Source organism: Domibacillus antri (assembly GCF_001936625.1).
Classification (GTDB): domain Bacteria; phylum Bacillota; class Bacilli; order Bacillales; family Domibacillaceae; genus Domibacillus; species Domibacillus antri.
On the sequence record NZ_MSDU01000034.1, the window covers coordinates 15,372 to 40,556 of the forward strand.

The 25,185-nt window shown below is 44.9% G+C and carries 29 protein-coding genes; all 29 read right to left on the reverse strand.

Annotation, left to right across the window (positions count from 1 at the left end; all coding sequences use genetic code 11):
• Window positions 1-6 precede the first annotated feature (6 nt).
• Complete coding sequence (locus BTO30_RS13445; protein WP_143331973.1) at window positions 7-1,908, reverse strand: hypothetical protein; 1,902 nt, start codon at window positions 1,906-1,908, stop codon at window positions 7-9.
• 38 nt (window positions 1,909-1,946) lie between these two features.
• A complete protein-coding gene (locus tag BTO30_RS13450) occupies window positions 1,947-3,659 on the reverse strand; it encodes a hypothetical protein (RefSeq protein ID WP_075399234.1) in 1,713 nt (570 codons plus the stop codon).
• A 2-nt stretch (window positions 3,660-3,661) separates the two neighbouring features.
• A complete protein-coding gene (locus BTO30_RS13455) occupies window positions 3,662-5,041 on the reverse strand; it encodes a hypothetical protein (RefSeq protein ID WP_075399235.1) in 1,380 nt (459 codons plus the stop codon).
• A 12-nt stretch (window positions 5,042-5,053) separates the two neighbouring features.
• Window positions 5,054-5,440: a hypothetical protein gene (locus tag BTO30_RS13460; RefSeq protein ID WP_075399236.1), complete on the reverse strand. Its 387-nt coding sequence runs from the start codon at window positions 5,438-5,440 to the stop codon at window positions 5,054-5,056.
• A gap of 12 nt (window positions 5,441-5,452) precedes the next feature.
• Entirely contained in the window at window positions 5,453-5,836 is a 384-nt protein-coding gene (locus BTO30_RS13465) for a hypothetical protein (RefSeq protein WP_075399237.1), read from the reverse strand.
• Window positions 5,833-7,404 (reverse strand): hypothetical protein, encoded by a 1,572-nt coding sequence (locus BTO30_RS13470; RefSeq protein ID WP_075399238.1) that lies wholly within the window; start codon window positions 7,402-7,404, stop codon window positions 5,833-5,835. The genes BTO30_RS13465 and BTO30_RS13470 overlap by 4 nt, the downstream gene beginning before the upstream one ends.
• On the reverse strand, window positions 7,401-8,090 hold the full coding sequence (locus BTO30_RS13475; RefSeq protein WP_075399239.1) for a hypothetical protein: 690 nt from the start codon (window positions 8,088-8,090) through the stop codon (window positions 7,401-7,403). Before BTO30_RS13475 ends, BTO30_RS13470 begins: the two co-directional genes overlap by 4 nt.
• A gap of 9 nt (window positions 8,091-8,099) precedes the next feature.
• Entirely contained in the window at window positions 8,100-11,249 is a 3,150-nt protein-coding gene (locus tag BTO30_RS13480; RefSeq protein WP_075399240.1) for a phage tail tape measure protein, read from the reverse strand.
• Window positions 11,233-11,514, reverse strand: coding sequence for a hypothetical protein (locus BTO30_RS13485; protein WP_075399241.1), 282 nt, complete (start codon window positions 11,512-11,514; stop codon window positions 11,233-11,235). The genes BTO30_RS13480 and BTO30_RS13485 overlap by 17 nt, the downstream gene beginning before the upstream one ends.
• 65 nt (window positions 11,515-11,579) lie before the next feature.
• A complete protein-coding gene (locus BTO30_RS13490; protein ID WP_075399242.1) occupies window positions 11,580-12,029 on the reverse strand; it encodes a hypothetical protein in 450 nt (149 codons plus the stop codon).
• A gap of 51 nt (window positions 12,030-12,080) precedes the next feature.
• Window positions 12,081-12,896, reverse strand: coding sequence for a chitobiase/beta-hexosaminidase C-terminal domain-containing protein (locus BTO30_RS13495; RefSeq protein WP_075399243.1), 816 nt, complete (start codon window positions 12,894-12,896; stop codon window positions 12,081-12,083).
• Between the two features lie 14 nt (window positions 12,897-12,910).
• On the reverse strand, window positions 12,911-13,324 hold the full coding sequence (locus BTO30_RS13500; protein WP_075399244.1) for a gp17 family tail completion protein: 414 nt from the start codon (window positions 13,322-13,324) through the stop codon (window positions 12,911-12,913).
• Between the two features lies 1 nt (window position 13,325).
• The gene (locus BTO30_RS13505) at window positions 13,326-13,769 is read right to left on the reverse strand and encodes a hypothetical protein (protein ID WP_075399245.1); all 444 of its coding nucleotides are present in this window, start codon (window positions 13,767-13,769) and stop codon (window positions 13,326-13,328) included.
• A complete protein-coding gene (locus tag BTO30_RS13510) occupies window positions 13,766-14,182 on the reverse strand; it encodes a hypothetical protein (protein WP_075399246.1) in 417 nt (138 codons plus the stop codon). Before BTO30_RS13510 ends, BTO30_RS13505 begins: the two co-directional genes overlap by 4 nt.
• Window positions 14,179-14,721 carry a hypothetical protein gene (locus tag BTO30_RS13515; RefSeq protein WP_075399247.1) on the reverse strand — a complete coding sequence of 181 codons (543 nt, stop codon included), beginning with the start codon at window positions 14,719-14,721 and terminating at the stop codon, window positions 14,179-14,181. The genes BTO30_RS13510 and BTO30_RS13515 overlap by 4 nt, the downstream gene beginning before the upstream one ends.
• Window positions 14,722-14,749: 28 nt before the next feature.
• A complete protein-coding gene (locus BTO30_RS13520; protein WP_075399248.1) occupies window positions 14,750-15,007 on the reverse strand; it encodes a hypothetical protein in 258 nt (85 codons plus the stop codon).
• Between the two features lie 47 nt (window positions 15,008-15,054).
• Window positions 15,055-16,320: a phage major capsid protein gene (locus tag BTO30_RS13525; protein ID WP_075399249.1), complete on the reverse strand. Its 1,266-nt coding sequence runs from the start codon at window positions 16,318-16,320 to the stop codon at window positions 15,055-15,057.
• Window positions 16,321-16,435: 115 nt separating this feature from the next.
• The gene (locus BTO30_RS17100; RefSeq protein WP_143331974.1) at window positions 16,436-16,891 is read right to left on the reverse strand and encodes a hypothetical protein; all 456 of its coding nucleotides are present in this window, start codon (window positions 16,889-16,891) and stop codon (window positions 16,436-16,438) included.
• Complete coding sequence (locus tag BTO30_RS13535; RefSeq protein WP_075399250.1) at window positions 16,875-17,618, reverse strand: HK97 family phage prohead protease; 744 nt, start codon at window positions 17,616-17,618, stop codon at window positions 16,875-16,877. Before BTO30_RS13535 ends, BTO30_RS17100 begins: the two co-directional genes overlap by 17 nt.
• Before the next feature lie 15 nt (window positions 17,619-17,633).
• Window positions 17,634-19,709 (reverse strand): phage portal protein, encoded by a 2,076-nt coding sequence (locus BTO30_RS13540; RefSeq protein ID WP_075399251.1) that lies wholly within the window; start codon window positions 19,707-19,709, stop codon window positions 17,634-17,636.
• Window positions 19,710-19,717: 8 nt separating this feature from the next.
• On the reverse strand, window positions 19,718-21,073 hold the full coding sequence (locus tag BTO30_RS13545; RefSeq protein WP_083632430.1) for a PBSX family phage terminase large subunit: 1,356 nt from the start codon (window positions 21,071-21,073) through the stop codon (window positions 19,718-19,720).
• Window positions 21,054-22,004, reverse strand: coding sequence for a terminase small subunit (locus tag BTO30_RS13550; protein ID WP_075399252.1), 951 nt, complete (start codon window positions 22,002-22,004; stop codon window positions 21,054-21,056). Before BTO30_RS13550 ends, BTO30_RS13545 begins: the two co-directional genes overlap by 20 nt.
• 84 nt (window positions 22,005-22,088) lie before the next feature.
• Window positions 22,089-22,280, reverse strand: a complete 192-nt coding sequence (locus BTO30_RS13555) for a hypothetical protein (RefSeq protein WP_075399253.1) — start codon at window positions 22,278-22,280, stop codon at window positions 22,089-22,091.
• 77 nt (window positions 22,281-22,357) lie between these two features.
• Window positions 22,358-22,660 (reverse strand): hypothetical protein, encoded by a 303-nt coding sequence (locus BTO30_RS13560; RefSeq protein WP_075399254.1) that lies wholly within the window; start codon window positions 22,658-22,660, stop codon window positions 22,358-22,360.
• A gap of 115 nt (window positions 22,661-22,775) precedes the next feature.
• On the reverse strand, window positions 22,776-23,222 hold the full coding sequence (locus BTO30_RS13565) for an ArpU family phage packaging/lysis transcriptional regulator (protein ID WP_075399255.1): 447 nt from the start codon (window positions 23,220-23,222) through the stop codon (window positions 22,776-22,778).
• A 404-nt stretch (window positions 23,223-23,626) separates the two neighbouring features.
• Entirely contained in the window at window positions 23,627-23,812 is a 186-nt protein-coding gene (locus tag BTO30_RS13575; RefSeq protein ID WP_075399257.1) for a hypothetical protein, read from the reverse strand.
• A gap of 32 nt (window positions 23,813-23,844) precedes the next feature.
• Entirely contained in the window at window positions 23,845-24,027 is a 183-nt protein-coding gene (locus tag BTO30_RS13580) for a DUF3954 domain-containing protein (RefSeq protein ID WP_075399258.1), read from the reverse strand.
• A gap of 66 nt (window positions 24,028-24,093) precedes the next feature.
• On the reverse strand, window positions 24,094-24,750 hold the full coding sequence (locus BTO30_RS13585; RefSeq protein WP_245796476.1) for a hypothetical protein: 657 nt from the start codon (window positions 24,748-24,750) through the stop codon (window positions 24,094-24,096).
• On the reverse strand, window positions 24,747-25,043 hold the full coding sequence (locus tag BTO30_RS13590; RefSeq protein WP_075399260.1) for a hypothetical protein: 297 nt from the start codon (window positions 25,041-25,043) through the stop codon (window positions 24,747-24,749). Before BTO30_RS13590 ends, BTO30_RS13585 begins: the two co-directional genes overlap by 4 nt.
• Window positions 25,044-25,185: the final 142 nt, after the last annotated feature.

The following is a 25,185-nucleotide window of genomic DNA, read 5'->3' on the forward strand; positions in this document are numbered from 1 at the left end:
TCCCTCCTATCTTGTTTTCTTCGTAAACCATTTACTGTACCAATTAGCCCGTGCGGGGATCAGCCATATTTTTTTCTTTCTTGTTGGATCTCTCATTCCATCGAGGTCTGATAGTTCACCTTCGATTGGCGGCCCGATCAAAAATTCCGCTTCAGTTAAATGGATGGCTTCCGTTTCGATCATTGGATTCGCAGCTAATTGGTCAAAATTTATCAAGTCCGCTGAAAATAATAGTTTCGATTCAAATGCTTCAGTATCCATCAAAACCGCGCTATCAACTGGATGGCTTTCAAACTGGTCAAGATCATTAAAAATTGTTTCGGCAAAAGAGCTGGATGTTAATTTGTCTTCTTCGCTCATATTCGCTTCAAAAATCATATTTGATAAGAGGACATCGTTCTCGCTTAAATGCAAATCAAAAACGGTACCTGCGTTCAGCTGCGCCGGCTCATCCAGTACGGCAGCAATTGAATTAACAGAGGTTAAATCGCTCGGTAAATTGATTTCAGAATCAAATTCCGTCACATCCAGTAGAAAATCTGACGTGTTTTCATCAGCTTCAAGCATAGTTCCATCTTCGAAAGCGTCATGCCTATATATGGATGACTCTATTTCCTGATCATTTGAAAAATCATCCTGGCCAGAAAGATATGTTTCGAGTATTTTTTGAGAAGAAGATGACACATCATTGTCTGTGACAATCAATTCAAGCTGCTTATTTCCCGCCGAAGCCTCAATACTTTCAATCTGCTCGTCATTTACTTCTGATGCAATGTATCCTGTTGCTTCGAAACCTATGTCTGTGGCAAAATATTCTTTTTCGTTAATTGATGTATCCTTATCAACAAAAGAAGCGCTTAATGTGTACTTATCCGCGCTGAAAGCATCAAGAATACTTTCTTCAGCTGGTAGTGCGTATAAGTTAAGACCGTCCAAAATTGTTTCATCAATAGTTATCGTCTGTATTTTGACTGATGCATGATCAAAGTTAGGTAACGTTACTGCCTCTTCAACAATTCGTTTTGATATGTCAGCAAGTGAAACAATATCAACCTCACCCAACCCGTTTTCCGTAAAAGAATCACTATTCGGTACATCTGCATCGATAATGAAAGTTTCTTTTAAAACTGCATCTTTTTCGGGTATGGCAGCATCAATTTGCTTTGGAATCCCTATCCCCTCATCCATTTCGGGCCCATATGTTTCATAAATGAACAATCGGTTTTTAAGCTGATTGGATGCCTTTTCCTGAACAATCATAACATGCGCTTCATTTGTTCCTGAGTCATTGCTGATTTCTGTTGATTCAATTGTTTCTGGAAGAACCGTAATGCTTGCCCTATCCGTTATTTCTGCATCTTTTCTTTGGTCAATCGAGAAAGATTCGTTCTCTCTTAATTCTCCCGAAATAGTACTATCTGCACTTAAATCGGCACCTTTACTCAGCTCTACAGAAAGATCAGGAAAAATTTTTATGAAGTGATTGTATTCAGCGTGAGCCGCCTCTTCTTCAGCTGTAGGCAATAATGCATCTTTTTGTGCGCCATCAACCTTCAGTATTGTCGCATCGGTTAAATCACTTGTCTGTGCCCATTCCACGTGAATGACGGTTGATATTCTAGCAAACTCAATCGGCACTAAAACGACTGGAATAACCTCGTCAATAATGACTTCAAACGGATACAAAGTTTCCTTGCCGAAAGCATAAACCGGATAGGCCGAAAATACATATTGTTTGGTATTGCGTGCTACATAAAACGGATACGATTGTATGATCCGTCGCGGTACCGTCGCCGCGAAATGATAAGTACGCCCATCTTTAACCGGCAATGTGGCAAATACATCATATTTACCGCTATTGACTTGATAGGCCGCCGAAAATGGATACCGGCGCTCATTAAGCGTCACCCGGAAACTATAGACGTACTTATTCATTCTTAATCACCTCACAGGCTCTCTTTAAATACACCCCATCCGATTGGCGCATACGGCGACGCCTCTTCCCTGCGCATGGGCGTTACCGGCGTCATTGCCAAGTTATATTGATAAAGTTCTTTGACTGTATATGAGGCAGTGACCTCTATTCCCGCAGCTGGCGCTATTGCAAATTCCACTGCTTTATATGCAGGATCATACGTAAAACCTGTCTGTTCGACGCAATCGAAGTAAATCATCGGGTTTAATTCCTGGCATTGATGGAATAAATGAAACATTTTCGTTTCCCCATCTCCGACACCGATCACTTGATGCACGACAGTTTTTGTTACTTCGAGCTCATCCCCTTGTTCAAGCCCCTTGGGATGGACAGCGTAAATACCATCCAGGACACCGATTTCTTTATCGAAAGGATGGACAATCGACATGAATGATTGATGATACTTGTCCGTGTAAATAGATGGACCATTTCCGACTTCCGGTTTCTCAATTTCTCTTGAATGTGTGATGAAAGAGAGATAATGCTTTTGATAATAAGCGCCGCCTACGGCCTGATGTAAATTGACAAAATCATTTCCATTCGTTGTATCAGGACCATAATCAACCGATGTTCCCCCGAGCATTTTTTCAGCAAACCATGTGCCAGTTACACCTGCTCTCGATCCTCCGATCAAAACAGTATTTTGACGTGGTTTTTTACCGCTGTTATTAACACGGCCGAGATAAAAAGGAACAACCCATACATTGTCCGGATCTGATGTCGCATCTGCTCTCATAAAGATAGCAATACGGTCTTTATTAATCGATCCCCATATACTCATGAGTGAATCACGCCCGAAGGATAAATTGAAGTTTTCCTCATTCGTGAATGTAAACACTGTCGGGATGGACGGTCGTAAATATGTTGCCGCCGCAAAAGCAAGATTGCCCATCCCGTCTGCAGTATCCGGCAGACCAGCTACTGATACGTCGATGTCGCCATAATCATAGCCTTCAACCGGCGTTTTGGAATACGCATAATCTGCCGTAATCGCACCAGATGCCGGCGCCGTATAAAAGGTTACGGTTCCTGCCGTATTATCAACAACATAAGACAGGTCATCCGCCGCTACCCCGTCGATATATACCGTGACCGAACCTGGTTTAATACCTGTTTGTCCGATGTTAAAAATAGTCGTCGTACCGTCACCTGTCCCTATGCTGATACCTGTTTCTGTTAAATCGAATGAAACAGAGTCAAACAAAAAGACACCCATTGCATTTGTCGGCTCAAAAGCCTTCGATGACAAATGATAGGATGCCTTGATAAGTCCGTTTGGTGCAACGGAAAAAGTAATCGTCCGCCCTTTTGGATCAATCGTGTAATCTGTATTAGCGACCGGTGTATCATTTACCGTGACCACTTCTGAGCCCGGCAATATATATTCGGCTGGAAATTCGAAAGCGGTCTGTGTACCATTTCCAATCCCGATAATTGCCAGCTTCGACGTATCCGAAATAAAACGATTATCCGGAAAGGTCGGTACGGCTAAGTCATAAGCATTGATAAGCCCGAATTGCCTCTTAACTTTATCGGAACCGGTCGCACGAAACAATCTTACTTCCGCACTTTTCTGACCATCTTTTGCCCGATATTTGGCGAATTCTTCCCACCCTCCGCTTTCAAAAATAGTCTTTAGTGTTGCCGGAAATCGCTGCAGTATCATCTGTTCATTAATCCACATACTTATACCCCCTCTCTTTCAAAAATGCCGAATCCCATTGGTCTGTATGGAACCGATGGCCGTTTTGTTAACGGAGAAACAGCATCGACAACAATATATTTATAGTATTCAAACACGTCCGGGCAGGCGGCTTTTTTCAGTTTCAGCCTTACGCCATTTCGTGGTCCCACGGAAGAAGCAACGATCATGTGTTTTAAATAGCCACGCTCTCTTTCTTCCGGATGCACAACCCATGCACGGCTGACAGTTGCCTTATTTGTGTATGAGCTCGTAGCAGGATACGTATATTCGTCATTCGCTTCATTCCTCCATGCAGAAGGAAACTGGCGACCTGCATCATCTTTACGGTCCGGCGGCATTTGCTCCGGTCCTGTACTGACGGACAAAGAGTATGCTTGATAATAGGCACCGAGTTTTGAGCGCTTGACGATAATGTTATCAATGCCGTTTCCCGGATTCTGCGGATACTGCTTTTCAGTAGGCAATAAAATAGCTGTATCCGCTATGAACGGCGTCGTCGAATCATATTGATAGGTCGGCAACCCGACTGCGCTCCCGGCAAAAAGCGATGCATGGTCTGTATCAGCAGGATCAAGAGGCACTAACGGACCGAAATAAACAGGAATCATCGGCACTTGATTGTCATCGTATGCAGCAGTGTTGTCTGCTCGAATTAGCAGAGATAATACTTCACCATCAATAAACCCTTCAACTTTTAATTTTGAGTCCGGCCACCAGTTCGTCATCCATCCATTATCTGATGTTCCAATATTTCGTGTTGAAACAGGCGTCATCGGCGACTGCATGATCAAGTGCTGCACGTCCGTCCGGATGATTTCGTAGCTGGTTCCCCCTTCGATTAATTTAGGTTCATACCCTAGCAGTTCAATATCCAGTACATCACGAATGGAAGCTGCAGACGTCGGGAATACGACTTCGTTGCTTACTGGTATGGTCGGCGCTGAATTAAGCATGTAAAAATAGATTTTTGATGTATCAACCAACTGCTCATTCCATTGATCATGCATCCAAGCGTGCAAGCTTTCTCTTAATACTGAATCTGTTCCGAGCTGTTCCTGATTCGGAAGTTCGCCGGTTTTAAATTCTGCCGGTATATCTCCCCACGTCAATTCTGGTTCACAGATGCGCGCAATCGCGTAAATGTCACCACGGCTATTTTTAAGTAGTGCATGATCGGCAATCTTTAATTCTAACGGGAGAGTCGATGGTTCAGGTATAGAATTTGTTCCGTAAAAAATATCAGTAAAAACATAAGTCACTTTTTTAAAGCGAGCGACTTCCAACCATCCATTCGCAACAGCTAAAGCGACGAAATCCGTCTGTAATGTCTGTTCCGTAAACATTGAGCTTATATATGGCATGTGTTCCCCTCCTTAATCCGTTAAAAATTGGTAGTTTACATATACATTTTTCGCTCGTCCTGATTCGTTTTTATATCGTAATTCGATAATGTCGGCAGGTACTAACTGATGTGCGACCATAAAAAAAAGCCCTTCTGGGAGCTCTTTTGTGTAAATGGATTCGACGATTAGCTGATTGTTTATCGCCAAATCCCAGTTATCCGGATCATCGTACCGTGAGCAAGCGATGGCGATACTGATTAACTCTGATTCACGGTCGATTGTGTGTTGGTGAATAGCGACCGTGGAACCTGCCAAGGCTTCTACACGGATGCCTTTGAAAAAAGGTTGTGATTTTGTCGGGTAAAAGGGCGCATCCAGTCTGCCGCCGCCAAGATAGGCAACATTAAACTGTGACATAACATCATTCCTTTATAAAATATTGTCAATGTTTTCGTTCACCGCCGGCGGTCCAGATGCTTCATGAATGATTTCGTAATTGTAACGGACGAGCTCGGTAAAATTTGGAGTCCATTCGAGCGACCATTTTTCCACTTTGCCGTTGATTCGATTAAGCACAATAAACACATGTAAAATCCCTTTTTCATTATAAAACAGCTCATATGTGAAGACATCCTCGCCTTCCACTTCAACAAGAAAGTTTCCTTTCCGTATGAGCTGTCCGCCTTCTTTTATATTTTCTAGTTGAATAGTTGAAGTTTTTTCACCAACGCTGTTTGAAATGCGCCGGCGCAGCCGCTTCATCATATATAGGACAGGCTCGTATAAATTGCGGTTGATTACGCCTTTACTCATGTTTGAATCCCCCTCACAACCCACGTAATGCGCGGCCGTACCCGATAATAACCGGTTTGCTCATCCACGTTCGTCCGGTCAAAATTAAGTGGGATCGTCGATGATTGAACACCAGCCGCATCAACAAGGACGAGGCTTGCATTCAGTCCGTTTTGTGTTCCGGCGGATATGCCTTCAATGATAAAGACGTTTTCTCCTGGGACGAGATCAAAGAAATAAGGCCGGCCTGTTGCAATCAGCTTCGCAAATGAGATAACAGGGTTTCCGTTAAGCCATACCGTTATGCGGTCGCCGTCCTCTAAGCCGGTATCCCTCAGCGTGATATATCCACGCCCAACAGCGGCATCAATTGTCGGTATATCACTGCCGTTCGGACTTTGCGGCGGCTGGTTAAAGCCGATATTGGAAAACATCTCAAGTGTCTGCGTGAATCCCTGCTCGTTAAATGTCGTCCGGATACCGCGGACATGATACGTCTGTGTTGCCGTTGAAATCTTTTCTCGGACGCTTATATTGTCCCATAATTCAATCGCTGGATTAGCTGGTATCGTCAATGAAACCCGGCGCCATCGCTGTAGCATTTGTGTAAACTGCGATTTTGCGACAAGCCGTCGGCGGGACGGGGAATTTGCCCACGGGATGTCAAACTCCAATGTGCGCCGCTGATAATCCAGCAAGTCCTGTTCGATATAAGCGGAAGTAAATGCGTTGACCGCATCACCGCATTTGACGTATATCCGGCCGGCCAGACCTATATCTCCAAATTCGTATTCAAGGCTTATGATATCTTTATAATCATCCACCATAACGTCAGCGGGTTCATCGCGGGTATACTCCGGGATTTCATGAAAATGAATGTTTCCGTGCTGATCTTCCGTTAAGGTCCATGCCACGGAATCAGCGATTTCTCTTACAACCGCATCATAGCTTTCGCCGCGTTTTCCGTGCGGGACGACCGCATAATATAGTTCGCCAGTGAACGGCACTTTGACCAAATCGCCTGTACAGGTTAATCCGGCATCAGTAAGCACTGCTTGCACAACATCACGCATATTTAAATTAGGATCTGTCGTAATGTACTCCTTGCCTGGATCCGGAACAATGTCATTCGAAATAGCCCTTTTGTATTTTGAGCGGCCATTGATTGCGATTGTCTGCGACTCAGCATCAATGCGGATGTCATCGATGTAACCAGTGAGCACCTTAACCACATGCCCATCATAGCCCCAGTGAATCTGAATTTCCGTGTTTGGATAAATCTGCCGGAACCAGCTGCTGTCACCGGAGCCGCGCCATTGAAAACCCGCCGGCCGTTTTGTTTTCGCGTAATCCGGCGAGAATAATCCGTCCTTATTTTCAATTGTGATCGTAAACGACTTCGCGGCCGTATCCACCGTTTCGTCAATGTCGATACTCAAGACATTCGGCAGGCGGGCCCATTCAATTTCAAACTGACTGTTTATCTGATCTTTGCCAAAGAAACGATTCCGCACCATTACATATTGCTCCGGCCTGCTTTGTATCGCATTCTGTGCGGCTGCTCTTAATTCATCACTAACCGTTCTCATGATCCTAACACCCCGACACCAGCACGCTCTGAGCTATGCATTTTGCATTTAACAATGTAAAGCGGTCCCTTTCGCTGTGAATCACTGTCCTGTGGAATCAGCAGCCCGCCAAAAACGCCGACAGAATATTTAAGAATACAGAAATTATCAACTTCAGCTATGAATGTGTTGTAATCTGCTGCGTTTGTAAATACAAGCTCGAAATCAATCTGTGAGCCGACTGGTCCCGTCCGCTGATAGCGCGTATAACCGTCCAATATAGAAAAGTTTGTAATTTGCTGAAGCGGTTTTGGTGGTGTGATGCCTCCAATACCAGCAATATAACTCTGCTCAATAAATCGTGTTAACACAATGTTGCGTATTTTGGCATAATCACCCGCCTGGTAAGCGGAATCTGTGCGGAATATGATCATATTCTCACCTGCACCTACAAACATATAATGCCGTGTCCATGTATACGATGCGCGAGCTCGGTACCGCTCAATGCCGTTTACCTCAACGATGAAGTGCCCCATGCCAAGTTCACCAGAACTGCTAAATGCGACATTCGTTAAAAAATCAAAAGACACCCAGCCTGGTTCGCTGAATGTCTGTGTAAGGACGTATGATTGATTCGGACCGGTACCGACCACAGTCTCCGCAGTATCACTGTAAAAATTCGTGCCTCGTCTATATAACTTTGCCATTTAATCACCTCATTCCATCTGCACTGCCCGTCTAAAGAAAACGTTCGTCGCTTGGTTTTGCAGTTCTTGTTTTAAATTTTCAAGCTCCTGTAATGTTGGCAGGTTTTGTACTTGTAAAATCAGCTGTTCAATCGTCATGCCACCATTTCCGCTGCTTTCTTGATTCGACTGTCTGTAAACCGGGTTAAAAGATGGATCAACCGGAATATTACCGGCAATCGCTTGTGCAAAATCCGTGTCCGGCTCCGGAATGTTCCATTTGAAATCTGCTTCCGCATTCGTCAGGTCTACCATATCGCTCATGGCCTGTTCGACAGCCGGCGCTCCATCGTCAATTCCTTCAGCAGCACCAACTGGCACCCATTTCGAGAGTGACTTCATGATCTTAGATGGGGAAGCGATGCCGAATTTCTTCTTGAATGAGCTGATCGCGCCATCGACAATGTCACCCATTGCTTTTTTAACCAGCTTGGCTCCTGATTTTATACCGCGGACAATCCCGCCGATGACATCCGAACCAAGCTGTTTGGCAACATTAATAAATTTCTTGGCTGCATTTAGCGCTGTTTTAAAGGCGTTGACAATGCCGGATATAATGGCCCTGCCCACGGCTTTTGCCGCTGAAATGATGCGGTTAAAGACACTGACAATGAAATTGCGCATGACCGTTAGTACCTGCACCACACCGTTTTTCAAAGCGGTGAAGGCTTGGACAACCGTATTTTTAATTCGGGCGGCAATGGTCCGCAAGAAATTAAAAATGACAGTCCAAATCATCTTGAGCCAGTTCCACAAAATGGTGATGATGTTAACGACCGCATTTTTCAACGCCAAAAAAGCAGACCGGATAGCGAAAAGGATTTTCCGTGCGGTTGCTGCTAAGTAATTAAATATTGAAGTCCATACAGATCGTAAAAATGAAGCGAGTGCTTGAGTGAGTGCCTTCAGTCGATTCCAGGAAGCGGCGACAAAACTGATCAAAGCATTTAAGGCTGTTGAGGCGGCGTTTCGCATCGTATTGAATAAACTGCTGAAAATGCCGGCTACAGCACCAATCAATGATCGAATGCCATTTATTAAACCCTGGATAATCCAGACGCCGAACTGGTGAAACAGCTTAGACGGGGAAGCGATGCCAAGGAATGATTTGAACGCCTCTATCCCTTTTCGAATTCCGTCTAAAAGCCATGTTTTGAAATTACTCAAACCAGAAAGCCCATTCTTCAGTCCAGCCACTATGTCTTTTCCAAAGAAGGTAAATAGTAAAGAGAACGCTGTGATGGCTAAACCGGCTGGTGTTAGTAGCCGCGGAATCATCAAAGCAAACCTAACGATCGCTGGTCCGATTCGGCCGAACAAACCAGGTATTCCCTTTAAAAATCCGAATGCTTTAGAAAAAGCGCCGGCCACTTTTCCGATCATCCCAATGAAACCACCAAACAGTCCAGCTATTCCACTGAAGGCACTAATAAACGCTCCCAGCCCCATCATGACAAAGCCAAGCACTGTCCCAAGACCAGCCAAAATACCAATGACAGCTGTGATGATTACAATATTTTTCTTAACTGCGTCTGGTAAGGCAGTGAATTTATTCGTTAAATCTGTAAGCCACTTAGCTGCCTTCTGAACATAAGGAACGAGTTGATCACCGTAAGTAATAAGAAAAGAATCAAATGCACCTGATAAATTTTCAAGCGCACCACCGATGCCTGCTTTCATTTCGTCCGCTGCTTTTTTTGATGCGCCACCGCTTTTTTCAAGGGAAGCGGTCATCTTATCAATCTTTTCTGGCCCAGCATCCATAAGCGATAGCATACCAGACACCGCTTCGGTACCAACTAAGGATGAAAGAGTTGCTGCTTTTTGTGCATCGGTCATCCCATCCATCGAAGAAGAAATATTTTCAATCAGTTGAGAAATCCCGACGAAGTTTCCTGAAGCATCCGTAATTGCAATACCCATTGAATCCATCATTTTAGCGTTTTCTTTTGATGGGTCTAATAAAGCAAGCAACGCGGCACGTAACGTTGTACCCGCCTGCTCGCCTTTCATACCTGCATTTGTCATTAAACCAACTGCCGCTGATGTTTCTTCAAGTGAAACACCCAATGCGGCAGCTGGGGGACCCGCATATTTCAACGCATACTGCATATCCGTAATACCTGCAGCTGTAGAGTTAGCAGTTTGCGCAAGTATATCGGCAACCTTATTCGCGTCGCTAGCTTTTAACCCGAAAATGTTTAAAGCGGATGCAACAGTGTCAGCCGCAATGGCTAAATCTTCACCAGATGCTTCAGCGGCAGAAATGACTCCTGGCATTGCAGAAATAACTTGTGTAGCAGTAAAGCCTTTAGCTGCCATTTCAGTCATCGCATTGGCGACTTCACTAGCGGATAAGGATGTTGTAGCACCTAAATTAAGTGCTGATTCACGCATCTTATCCAACTCTTCTGCTGAAGCATTGGCTATTGCTCCAGCTTTTCGCATAGCGGTATCAAAGTCGGCCGATTTTTTCACCGCTACTATTAAGGCACCGCCGATTGCCGCAGCTGCAGGTCCCATTCCATCACGCATGTTTTGCCCGGTCTGATTGATAGAGTCTCCGGTCTGCTGCATACGCTCCTGAACGCTTTTTGCTTTCTGTTCGACTTTATCGAGAGCTGCAACAATTCGACTTGCTCCTGTTTCAGCGCCCTTGCTGTCGATCGTCACTTTCGCTTTAACATCTTTTGCGGCGGATTCAACCTTTTTAATCTGCGAAATTACGTCATTCAGTTCCGCTTCAGCGTTGCCAACATCCAGACCAAGCCGCATATCTTTTTCAATCTGTTTGGCAAGATCCTTTGCTTGTTGCTCCAGCTTTTCTGTTTCTTTTAAAGCCTTCTTTACATCGATATCAACGACTTTTCCATCAAGCGATTTTAATTCCACACCGGTTTCTACTGCCGCTTTTTCGACTTTCTCCAGCTCTTTCAAGACGTCTTTGGCATCCATATCGACAGACAGATCAATATCTTTCAGGTGATCAGAGAGCTTATCAAATGCCCGCTCCATTTCTTTCGCGGTATCCTGACCAGCTTTTTCAACCTTCTCAAATTCCTTCATGACCGAGCCGGTGTCGACGCCGATCTTACCAAATAAATCAAACAGTTCTTGCATTTTTCTTCACCTCCTCCGCCATCGCGGCGAGGATGCTGTCTGCTGTTTTGTACGCTTCTTCTGCCGTAACGACTTGTCGCTTGTCGCCGAGTCCGAGTGTGTTCAGGAAGGAAGAGAAGTCCATGCCTTTTTGCGTTTTGGTCCGGTACGTAATCCATGCATTAAATGCCTGCTCTTTATACCGTTCCTGCTGCTCATCATGTCTATACTCTGTAATATCCTTAAAAAGCTGCATCACACGGGCAAGTGGAAGCTGATAAAGCACGTAATCATCTGTCCAACCGTATCGCGCTTGAATGCGGTCAATCGCCCGGCGTAAGACTCTTTCGTTTAGCTGTGCGTTACCGGCACTGTCATCGCTGCTGTGCTGTCCACTCCCGCGGCCTGCGGCATCACTTTGATTAGACCCGCGACCGCTTTGGTAAAAGCCTTTAAATCCGGATGTTCAAGAACTCCTTTAATAATTTCAACAAGCGCAACAGGCGGCATTGATTCGACTGTTTCTTTTTCTGTACCGAGCACTTTAGCGAAAAACGAAAACAGTTCTCCTTGTGCATCTTGAAGATTCAAAAATAGAGCAAGAGCGGCACCGATCATGGCGTCGTTGTCGCCGTCTTTTTTGTTTTGAGTGAAAGAAGAAAAAGCTGAGATAGAGCGAGCGAGGCCCACCTTTTTAATCACACCCAGGAACGTAAACGCATCTACGGTTGTGAGCCGCTTCATTGTGTATTCTTTTCCGTCAATCGTGATAACAGGTGTTTTTGCAATAATTGATTCCATCAAAAATTCCTCCTTGAATTAAATAAAAGGAGCCTCATTGGCCCCTTGAAATTAGACTGTATATGTGAACGAAACAACTGAAGATGAATCCGGTGCAACATAAGCAATTGCGTTGATCGTTGTGGTTGCATTGATCGTGATTGGACCGCTGTAGAGCGTGCCTGTTGCCGGCGTCGGTGTAGATCCATCTGTCGTGTAATAAATCTGAGCACCAGCTGTAGCTGTTAATGTAACCGTGGTACCGGCTGTTACTGTTCCCGGTGCCGGTGAAGCGGCTGGCGGCGCAACCGGCGAGCCGCCTTTCGGATAAAGAATGTAAAACGGGATGAGCGTCGGATTATCTTCAGTGTAAAGCGCCTGAAATTCCGCATCTGTTGTAACATCTTCTTTTCCGTCACCAAGGGGCAACTCAAATCCACTGATAACCCGGGCGTTTTCCAGAACAAAAATAACCGGCAAGTCACTGCCGATTAAGTTTCCTACAACCGCCAAGTTATTCGTTTCAGGCGGTGCAATGCTTCCGTTGTGACGGATGATGTCATAATCCGTATTGTGGGATGCTTTTTCAAATGACGGAAGCATTGACAAATAATTTTCTGGTGTCATTTCAAGCATGGTCACACCGAGCTTAGCTGCAGCACTGACCAGCCATGCCGCTCCCTGCACCTCGCCGAGTGTTCCATCGATTTCGACTACATGGTATTCGGTATCAACCGAAACCGTGCAGCCACCTTTCGTTGCGCCTACACGCTCCCCGAATCCGTTTGCTAAATTAGCCAGGTCAAAATTTCGGTACATGGCGCCCGGTCCGATCATAAAGTTCTTCGTTGATCCAGGCTTTAACCCAGTCTGATATTTATAACCCATGCTTCATTCCTCCTTTAAAGTACGTCCTCACGACTGTGATGAACGATGATTTTTACATTGCGACCTGATATTGATGGATCTCCGCTTTCAATCGGATATTGTCCATTCATAAAAGCAGCTGCCGCATAAGGCATTAGCTTCTCCCTGTGCAACAGCTGGTCAATTCGATTCGATATTTGTTTAACACCGGCTGGATCATTTTCCGCAAACACGTCGAAGCTAAGCGACAAGCGGTTCCGGTGATCGCCGTCCGGGACATCTGATTCTGTCCGAATAACGATATAAGGCATCGGGGTGCCTTCCGGTGCAAAATCCTGCATGATAGAGGGATACTTGACACCGGTCATTTGATCTTCCAATTCGGACACCCAGCCGCGGACGGTCGGGTCACTCTCTAAAATCGATTGAATATTATCGACAACGGTCATCTTATCCCTCCCTCATGATTTTTTTAATTTCGTTCCGTTGCTGTTCGTACGTGACATAAAAATAAGGACGAGGCTGCATGTTGTAAGCTCGCCCCAAGCTGTCTTTGCCGGTGAAACCTAATTCCAAGCGACGTGCATATGGCACACCGCGGACGCCAACATACGCCTGTATATATTTTTTATCTCGATCAAACTCTACAGCAAAGCTATTCCGTAACTGCCCGAATAAAACGGCCGGCGCTTCTCCTTCTGCAGACGCACGATGCTTAGTTTGCTTGGTACCAGGCACTTTATATTCAAGCCCATGCCCTTCCTGACTGACCGATTCGATCAGTTCGCCGCGTAAATGAAACGCCGCTTTCGCCACATTCTTTTCAACCTTCGAACGAATAAATTGTTCCAGCTTTTTTGTATCCATCTTAAATTGAAAATCCGAGCGGCTCATGATGACACCTGCATATAAACAGCTGTGCCGGAATTGACAAATTCTACTGTTAAGTTGATTTCTTCAAGCGGTGTTTCGTAATGATGATCGAGAAAAGATGGATTACGTGGGCTGGAAACCGCTTCGTACAGCGTATGTCCACGGCTATGGTAAAAAACAAACCGATCATCCGCTTTAATATCATCGGGCAGGCTGTATAGCGTGAATGGCGATAAAAAGCGCTGTTGATTTTCTGTCAGCACCTCATCGCCGGTCTTGCTTGGCGTGTTCGTGGATAAACGGCATTTGATCTTCTTTAGAAAAACAAATTCCTCTTTCCATACCGAGCCTTCACGAAAACGCTTCTTGCGATAGATTTCAACCTCATGAATCAGCTGCCGTTTGAAAATGCGCTGGCTTTTCGTAAGATTCATACGAGCACCCGCCGGTACATATCCAACGTCGAACGGATGTCATCAGGAATAAATCCCCCTGGTACCGCTCCTTTTTGGTTAATGCTCCAGTCGCCGATTTTAATGGCGGATGCTTCACCGATAAATCCGTCAGCATCCACATAAAGTGTATCAATCAGTTGCAAGCAGGCCCGCTCAATGTCGTATGGCAACGTGTGGGGATTGTCAGCTGTTTCATCTTTCGGAAGGACGTAGCCCGCAGTATAAACGATTTCCCCGCTTCTGCAGGTATCAATCAAGCCGCTGACTTTATCGATATAGACATCATCCGGCAGCGGATCACCGTTAAAAGACAAGACATTGATAACCGGATAACCATCCAGCCCGAAATCTTGATGTGAAATACGCTGACTGTATTCACGAACAGAGAATGAGCGCCGGCAATGTGTTTCAATTATCGAACTGGCCTCATTTATCGCCCGCTCAATGCCGGTATCCTCAGTCAATCCAAGGAACCGCCGTGCCTCTTCAACTGTTGTTAATGCGTTTCGCGCGAGCATAAACTCACCTCATTAAAAAAGGCGCCGATTACTCAGCGTCCTCATCTATTTTCTTTTTCGGCGTGCGCCGGCGAGTAGGCTTTTCATCTGCTTCTTTATCCTCGTCCGGCTTCACCATTTTATTTTCATGCGCCGGCTTTGCTTTTGATTCTGCTTGATCCGCTTCTTCTGCCAATTCTGCTTTAATCCAAGCGGCTGCCACTTTTTCTTCCAAGTCGACAATATGCCCAGGCTGATGAACACCATTAGCACTTCCAACGCTTTTTAGCATCTTCACTTTTACCATAAAAAAAGCGCGGCACCCTTTAAAAGATGCCGCTTCCTCCCTTCGAATTAGACTGCTTTCACTTTCAATACACGGAACGCTTTCGGACGAACAACGCCGCCACCCACACGCGCTTTAGCCTTAAATCCAACAAGACCTTCTTCAGCGTAAAGCTCGTTGATGCGAGTAAGCGTTAAGCCTTGACAGTCAAGGATTTGATACCCCGCCTTGAAATCACCGAATACCGCAATATCTGCACCCGCTGCCATTGCGTCAAAGTCATCCTGCGTATAAACCGGACGGCCGAACAATGTATTTGGTGTGCCCGCTTGAGCAGATGGCTGCCATACGTAGTCACCGTTTCCGTTTTTCAGTGTACGAGCTGTCATTTCAAGCTCAGATGGCATTAAGAAAACGCCTGTGTTGCGGTACTGGGCTGGTGTCGCGTACATAAGACGAATCACATCGTCAAGTGTCACAGCGCCCACAGCGGCTGTTTCAGTACGCTGTACATCGGCATTAGTCAGGATACCTTCCGGTTGTAAAGTCGTGTGTCCTGTACCGCGCAAGAACGCATAAGCTTCTTTCTCCGCGCGAGCCCGACCAAATGAATCCGCAAGGTATGCTTGTAGGTTCAAGTCGGTATCATCCAGCTCATCTTCACCGATCTTCGTCAAGCCGTAGAGGTTTTCAACATACAAGTATGCTTCATCAGGTGTAAGTGTGGACTCAAAATTAGAAAGCGTTTGGGTTGTCGACGTTTCAAGCTTACCCCATCCCATTGTGACTTCGTTCATTGAGCGGCGGCGCACACGGTTTGATGTTGTGTTGCGTGTGCCTGCCAATTGGCGCATCACCACAAGTTTCGGTAATTCGCGGTAAATGGTTGTGTCGAGGTCCTCTGGTACAATAATTTCACCTGTCGCATCCTCAACAAGTGCCTTTTGTTCTTTCGTCAATCCCGTTTTACCTTCACGCAAGAAGGTAAAGAAAGCATTCTTCTTTTCAAGTGCCTTCTCATCCGGTGTCCCTTTACCTTCGCCGCCATCCGGCTGGAATCCGCGGTTTGCTTTCACTTCAATTTCGTCAAGACGAGTTTTTGCTTCGTCTAACGCTTTATTGATTTTTTCAAGCTCTGACTTTGTTTCTTGTGTAACCGCACCGAACTTCTTGATTTCATCGTCCTGTTTTTCAGCAGCTGCTTTCATCGCTTCAAAACCAGATTTGATTTGATCGGCCAGCGATTTTGACTCATCTCCAGCACCAAAAAACTGAATGTCCAACTTCAACGGAAACTTCGGCTTCGTGATGCTTTCCAATTTATACTGTTCCATTCTCTTTCCTCCAGTGTATGTGTTTTATTTTTTTGCGGCTTTCTCATTTCACAAGTGCCGGAGCGGCTTGGTACTTTGCAGAAAGTGCATGAAAAAAGCCCCTCAAATGAGCGACTTAAAGTGTATATCCGATAATGCGAATGCCTTTCGCATGTTTGTGATTCAAGTTTTCGTCATAGGTTGCTTTGTAATATTCGAGCTTCTTAGGCAAATTAGCCGGCGGATTCGTAATTAATTCGGGCTGTTCAAATCCCGGCATTTCGATAAAGAGACCAAGACCGACACCTTTATCGATGCACTGATAGGTTACCCTCTCCAACTCATCAATTGTACTTAGTTGCGCGTTTTCATCACGCGGCGCCTCAGGCTGATCATTGTATTTAGCATCAAGCATCGCTTGCACATCTTGAATAAACTCGGCCTGCATGAAAGCTACAGATTCTGCACACATATCGGGCACCGGCATTTTTAATTCAACGCTGAACTCGACCATCTTATTTCGAATGTCGAGCGCATCTGTTTCGTAACCGGAAATATGAAAGTAATTCCTGTTTTTAATCTTCATGCTCATCGCTCACTTCCGCAAATGCCTTCATTTCTTCAATCATCGAAAGAATATCCTTCTGCTCATCGTCAGTGAAGTCTTTTCCTTTACCGTTATCATCGGGTTCATCCGGGTCCACAGCAGCAAGTAATTCTTCGAGCGGTTCGATCAAGGATTTCACAGCGTCAAGCACTCCTCGAACCAAGTTCTCATTTTGCTTCGACAGCACACGGCCCGCTTTTTGTTCCGGCGCATTTTTGGCGTTTGTGATTACCGCATTGTCGTTTGCCGGAAAAGTTACTGCGCTAATTTCGAACAAACGTATTTCTGTTAAAATACGGATATTATTCTCATTATCGTATTCTGACTTAACAGTGCGATAACCGATGGAAACGCGGTCAATCACTTTATCTTTCATCAACTGCATCGCTTCTTGCCCTTTTGTCGTGCTGCTAATCTTTGCTTTGAAATACAAGCCGATGTCATCTTCTCGCACCTCAACGACTTTACCAATCGGATGGTTCCAGTCATGCTGCCACAAAAACTTGATACGATCGCCGCTTTCCTGAATCGTTTTCGTAAATGCGCCTTTTTTGATGACATCACCGTATGCATCTGGATCGCCACCGAATGTGCTGGCATAACCTTCAATGATATTCGTTTCATCGTCCACCGCTTTGATCTCAAATGTCAGCGCCTTTTGTTCAATATCAATTGGAGCGGCGGCTGATTTTGTTTCAATAAATGCTTTCAATATTTTCACCCCTTCTTAAATCACATCATGCCTTTCAGCACAGCGGCATTTAATTCGTTCTTTCGCCGGAAGGCTTGGATCTCCAGGATACATCGCTTCTGCACCGCCGATGTCGTATGGCTCGTCCATTGGTCGTGTCTGACCATTTGCGGTCTTATGCGAATCCCTTGAACGTTTGTCACCGACGGAAATCCACTTTTTTTCAAGGTCCAGCCCCGTTGCCTTTGCACCCATTCGGTTCCCATAATTTGCGGCTGATATGACCTCAGTCCGCGCAATGGTAAGCGCCCGGGCTTTTCCGAATTCTTCGCTGTAAAGCTCCTCAATCCGCTTCGCTGTCTGCTGAATGGTTTCACCGGCAGCTACACTGTCCCCGATTACCGCTTTTAGTCGCTCAATAGAAAAGGTTGATATGAGCACGACAGCTTCAGCGACCTGCTCGGAAATGTATTCATGCATAAACGCAAGAATCTCTGGAAACTCTTCTTCAAAAATAAATTTCTTTTCGTGGACCTTACCTTTTGCCTTGGCCTGTTCTGCAAGTCTGCTATAGTTCGCTTCGGCAAATGCTTCAGACGCGGCAAGCCAAGCTGCTGTAAGTGTCTTTTCCCACTCCCGCTTTTGCTGATTGACTGCCTTCTCAGCGCCGCTCTCACCGTCTTTATTAAACGCGGAAAGGACTACCTTCTGCTCAGCAATAAAACGCTTTTTCACGAGGTTTTCAGCCGATTTAATGTAACCGGTGCGGCGGCGCTCAATTTCAGCAACGTAACGGGCATCTGACGCTTTCTGTTCAATATCAGCAGCAGCCTTTGTAAAAATGGCGCTAGCCCGCTTCATGGGATCTTCTTCGGCCGCTGGATCATCAGCCGGCTCTTCAATCACAGGAGCTTCCGGTGCATCTTCTCCTTCTGGATAAACACCAACCGGAACGTAACGTACATTGCCGCCATCAATTGCTTCATAGCCAATCGCCTCCCGTATTTCATTGACTGTCAGAATGTCTTTCATTCCTCCAAGCCGCGTCCATTTTGTATCTGAGATTTCCTGCAATGCTTCGATACGGTCAATGTCATAACTGATCACAAGGTTATCCCCGAACAGCGGTGCAAGCTTGTGATTCCAGCCGCTAATAAGTTTTTCCAGTGTTGGGAGAACCGTTTCCATATAGAAAGCGGTCCGTGCTTCCTGGTAGTTTGAATACGTCGAATTATCCTGTATTCCGACAATCTGCGGCGGCACTCCGAACACAGCACATATTTCTTCACGCGTCATTTTGCGAGAATTGATAAAGTCCATGTCTTTCGGTGACAGACCTAGTTGTTGCCACTCAAGCCCGCCTTCAAGCAAATGCGCTTTTCCGGCATTCTGCTTCCCGCCGAACATTTTACGAATCATCATCTTCAACCGGTTGTATTGCGGCTCAGATAAAGAGCTTGCCGTTTTTAAAAACCCGCTGGGTGCTGCATGATTCTGCGTTAATGACGTATTCCATTCAGCGGTTGCATTATCCATGTCAATGGTCTGCCGCGCTACTTGAATCGGGCCCATGCCGTAAAAATCATCAAGCGGTGCAAAAAACTTGCTGTGAACAATTTTTTCATACGGAATATCCGTCTCTTTACCACTAACCGAATAGCGGAACGCACGAATGTAGTCGCCGCCAGGCACGATTGTCACGCGATCCGGACGCCATGACCATAACTCTGTCGGCGCGCCACGGTTCGGCCCGTTCATCTCCATGTAGGCATTCCCCGACAACAACAAAAAAGCAATCAGCTTCTCACGGAAGTCGATTGCAGATTCATGGTTATTCGGTTTATTCAGCAATTCCAGAAGCGGGTGCTGTTCAATTTCAACAAGTTCCTTGCCTTTTTTCTGATACAGCAGAATCGGAATCGATGCAGCTGAACGCGCTGTTGCCATCACACATCGGTACACCCATACATTCCGCTCGAATCCTTCTTTCGCCAGTTTGTCAAATCGCACCGGTGTTTGAGCAGGCTGCCCATTGTACAGCATCAAAATAGCATTCGAGACCATCGACGCTTTGTACTGCATGCCTAACAGCATATTCTTATTTATGTCCATCACCCCCTTTAATCGTCGAATGGATTGCGGATAACAGGTACTGCTTCTGTTTCGCGCGTAAAAATCCCATAACGCACAGCATCAAGTGCATGATCGTGTTGTTTAACCGGCTTGTCTTCACCGCGCTGTGCCGCTTTTTCGTCCCATACGTATGAAGCAAATTCTCGTAAGAGATTTTTACATGAGCGGTGCACAAAATGCCGCATTTCAGACAACGTGGAAGCAACCGTCCGGATTCCATCCACCACATCGTTATTTGCGGTCGTGACACTCAGCTTCCCATCCTGCTGAATAACCGCGATTAGTGAAGCGGCTGACGGGTCAATGATGACATCCGTTGTTTTATCCCCGCAGAATTCAAGCAGGTCCTTATAATACTGCTCATCCGTTTTCTGTCTTCCTTCTTTGCGGCCGTCGTAATAATATTCCTTCAAATCATAATAGGTCCGCTTGCCGCTTTCGTCGTAAGTAATGCCCTGTAGAATAAAAGCTGTAGGGTTTTTTGTTCCATAGTCAATCACGACTTGATAATCAACTATATTCTCGGGAGCATTATCGATGACATGGTCATCTTCGTTGAACATATCGTAAATTACACCTTCAGCAAGAACCCAAAGCCCAAGAATATATCGTTTATAAAAGACGCCCGTGTACATCCGGTAATAACGCTGCTTTGTTTCTTCATCAAGAGAGAGATTGTCGTCCATAACAAAGTGGATATGGAGCAGATTCTTTTCTTGCTTCTGATCCAGCCACTTTTCTTTGAACCAGTGATACGGGCCAGCCGGATTACAGTTAAACCAAAACTTCGCTCCTTTGACAGAGCATCTGGCAGTTGCCTGAGAAACAAATGATTCCGGCATTAAAGCGGCCTCGTCAAAGAACATGCCAGCTAATGTGATCCCTTGGATAAGATCCTGTGAAGATTCATCTTTCCCGCCGAACACATAAAAATAATTGGTACGCCCTTTAAACGTGATCGTGAGCATGTTTTCCGAACGGTGGTCCTTCACTCTGTAGCCGCGTGACTTTAACATTCGTTTCAGCGGTCGGATAACATTTCGTCTAAAGGAGCCAATTGTTTTTCCGGCCATTCCGAAGTTTTCATCATCAAACCGATCCATTGCCCACATCACGTAAGAAAGTGACATCACAACCGTTTTCCCTGCACGAACAGATCCATCGCAAATGATGCCGTCTTTGTCTTTGTGAGGGGACTTGTCTCGCCACCAGGTAAGCACCTTTTTTTGCTTCACAGAAAACGGTTGGAATTTGAATGGTGCGCGTTTTTTCTTTCGTTTCGGATCAGCTGGAATAAGGAAGTTCAAGTCTTTTTCAAGCTGTTCACTCTGCTTCTGTTTCATCGTCCTCATCAGCCCACACCTCTTCCGTCACGCTATCCAAAGCGGCTTCAAATCCATCATCCTCATAGTCTTCTGTCTCGTCATCACCGCGAATCTTTGCGATTTCCGCATGCTTTTTGGCGATTTCTGCTTTTGCTTTCTCCTTCTCCAGTTGCTTCAATTCATCATCAGAAAGAAGGTTCGTGTATTTCGCGAGCATATCTAGCGCCTTCATTTTATCGGCTAGCTTAACGGACACCCCGTCTTTTCCTTTTTTTACTTCAGTGATAATTGTGCCGTCTACTTCGGCATCATCTTTTAAATTCACGAAACTGTACTTGTACATGACCGGATCACCATTTTCATCAAGCAGTGGTTCTCCTGTAACAATGCTGATGTCCGGCTGTTCTTTCTGGCCAAACTCAACAAAGTCAGTTATATCAGCAAAGGCGATGTCAATGTACTTTTGAAGCACATTTTTAGCATCTAATTTCAACTCATTGGTTTGCTCTAATTTCAATCGATCAATTTCTGAGGCAATCTTAGTATTTCTTAGTAAGCCATGACCGTTAACCATCGCTGTTGCATATGCACATTCGTATGCTTTCTGGTAAGCTTTTGTGGCATTAAAATACTTAATGTAATACAGGCAAAAAAGCCTTTGTTTATCGTTTAATTCATCCGATTCAACAAGGCTCTCCGTTTCGTTATTCGATTGTTTTTTATTTGGAGCACGCGCCTTTTTTGCAGGCTTTTTATTTGGAGTACTCCGTATTTTCTTTTGGAGTACTCCATTCAATTTATCGTTCCATTTATCTTTAGACTTCCATCCACTGATCGTTTTTTCCGGAACGCCTAATTGTTCAGCAAGCGCACGATTTGTTATTTCTCCGTTAAGTTGCTTCCAAAGTTGATAGGCTTCATCTCGTTTCGGATCTCGTTTTCTCGCCACGTCACATCACCACCAGCCTCCTTTATTTGTTTGTTTTGGAGCAAAGAAAAAAGCACCCCGAAAGATGCTTAAATTCTGCTATCGTTAGTACTCCTTCACTCTTACATAATCCACGTTAGTCATATTCGCTTGGATGAGCGCATCGTCTTTATCGACAAACGTGTACGCATCTCCATCTTTCAAGGACTTCAATGCAGTTTCGGGCGATTCGGCTTTTACTTCTTGAATAAGCTCTTTTCCTGATGAAAAAATAAATGTTAGTCTATATGTTTTCATTTTCCCCACCTCCCTTTCATTACCATTCAACAAAAGAAGGAGATTCCCTTCAAAATAAAAAGCACCGCTGTGGGTGCTTATATATAATAATCCTCATTTTTACGCCATTCGCCTTTGCCGTCATTAAACATTAATAGCTGCCGCTTAGCGTTGCTTAAAGCTTCGTCTTCGGATTCGAAGTTAGCGGCGGATGTAATATACACTCCCGCTTTGTCTTTACCTCTGTAATAGTGACTAGTTTCCATTTGATAGTAACCATCTGAATCTAAGTAGATTTTAATTCCTATTTTTTGATCCCCAACATAAAGCGAATATTCATTTATAAGCCTTTTAATCTCACTAATGCGTTCGCTACTTAATATATTAAAATCTTTATCCAAAACTCCTCATCTCCCTTCAATGCCTCATTTGTTATATTTCCGTAATACCATAATAACACCACCTATGACAAAATGAGCGCCATTATTCAGCCAAAAACACGCCAAAAGTTCGCCACTAATTAGCTTCTCCTTTCACCACTTCGAGCCGCAGCATAAAGGCGAGCTTGTAGAAGGCCCTTGCTTTCACTCTGCTATAAGTCCTACTGCTCATCCCTAACTCGTCATGCACCATGTAGTCATAAACGCTCTCGTCTTCCAAATAACGCTTTTGAATAACCGCCCGTTCGATTCTGGAAAGTCGATTCATGGCACGATCTACATTCATCTCAAGATTCTCAATTTCTTGCTCATGCTCTACATTCCATAAAGCTGTATCTTCCGCTGGACTACCGACATCGTATGTTTGTCCGTGATATCGGGGAGTATATGCCGGAGTCGTTTTCATTTCGCGTCTAACAAATCCGATCTGCTTGTAAATACGGATGCTTTCCAGCACCTCTTCAACTTTCTTTTGTGTCTCTTTTCGGTCGATTTCAGGTAAAAAAGATATTTGTTGAGTCATTGGAAAGCCTCCTTATTCTATCTAAATGCGCCGCCCTTGCCGCGCTTGAGTATTTGCCTATTCGTGCCCATTAAGTCCCGCAAAGCCCGCTCAGTGAGCTTCTCCGGCTGTCTGACGGGCTGTTTCTTCTTCGGCCTTTTCTTTGGCTTCACCGGCCTGGGCACATTGTTCACCTTGCACCATATGACCAGCTGCTCTTTCATCGTTTTCACGGAATCACTCCTCGGTTGCAAAAATAGGGGTAAAATTGTAGATTGGTTGCAACGACAGGCGCTGCTGAAACAACAAAAAAGGACACCAAACAGCACACGATTTTTCGTGTCTGTTCAGTGCCCTCGGGGTTTCCGATAAGCGTATTTACTTAGTTATATTATACCAAACTATCGTTCTTTTTGACGGACTGTTTATCGAGAACTAATGTGCACTAAGTGAAAATCCACCGATATTTCGTTTAGCGCTACTCTTTTAAAATCCTCGTTTTCGATTCTGCCTTTTTTACTAACTTCATAAGGTATGCCAGCTTCAAAAATAACCATTTCATTTTCATCAATCATATTATCCGCAAGATACACAAACCGCCTCTTCTTCATTTGGTCGCCCCTCTTTCACAATTTGATATTGACTAAAACCGCATATCCGTTTCCAGTTTGCCGTGACACGGTTTGTTTCCCTGCCAGCTAATAATCTGCTTCCCGTGTCCGCTATCGGGCTTAGGGACTTCTTGCAGCTTACCGTCCTTCACGATATACACCGCATTCTCCATCAAGCTAATTTCTACTGTCATAGTTTCATGATTTATTTTCATGTTGTAGAAGCCCCCAGTCTGTTAAAATAAGATTGTCCGTAATATTTTAAAGAGCTGGGGGCTTTTTTATTGTTCTTTCCAACGAAAATGCCGCTTACGATCGATGATGATTGATTCGCACCAATCACGATTCCAGTGTGCTTGTAACGTCGCAATGACAGACGGTTTCGGATTTGCATAGTGAGTTTCGCAGTGCTCAAGGATTTCATCAACCGTGAACCATTTCCCTTGAAAACTTCTCATTCGAAGAAACTCTCTTATGTTTTTTATAGTATTTGAGTACTCTGTTTCACCCTCGCCGCCTTTTACACCGCCAATGTTGTTTCTATGAAAATCTCTAGCATAATCCCGAAGACGTTTGCCTCCATATTTCCTCTTTTGGGCCAGTCGGTTATATCTCGCAGGCACCTCTATGTGCATCCGTCCTGTCCTTTCGCTGTACGTCATTAACCCAAGACCATGCTGCCTAATGATTCTTTGCGCCATATGGCTGATATTTTTCGGTTTAGGCACTGCAATCCAGCTGTACTGAGCATTGTGCAAATTATCATAAGCCTGCTCGATCACCTTAAAATTAAGAGACGTTTTCATTTCAACAGCAATGTCACAAGGGCCGCATACAGCAACTACATCAATGTTCAACAACTCTGCATAAACATCTGTGCAGCCCATTTCTTCTAACAGAAACTCTTTAACTGGCAGAAACAGATCTGACTCTCTCATACAAATCCCCATCGCTTCTTCGCCATTTCCAATCGTTCCGGCGTCAAATCCTGATAACGAGATAAAATGTGCTCATCGGATATGCCTTTTTCCATAAACCGCATGTACTGTGCCTTACTGAGATTCCCGTTTGAATTGACCGTTCGTTTTCCCCGTGAAGAAAACCTGTTTCCTACCCGTTCATCTGCCTCGCGTAAATATGCCGGTCGCTTTGATTCAAATTTTTCTGCGCAATAGGCTTTCACTTCTTCCGGCGTCCACTGCTGCTCAATTACTGCTCCGCGGTATGCCATTATTTAATATCCTCCAATGCGGCAGCTGCAATCTTTTGCAGCCGCGCGCGTGATTTGATGCTTCTTTGCCCCCATTTGAGATCGTCGATTGAAATCTGTGTAAGGTCCGATCTAAGGCGTTTATTTTCGTCACGGACGTCCA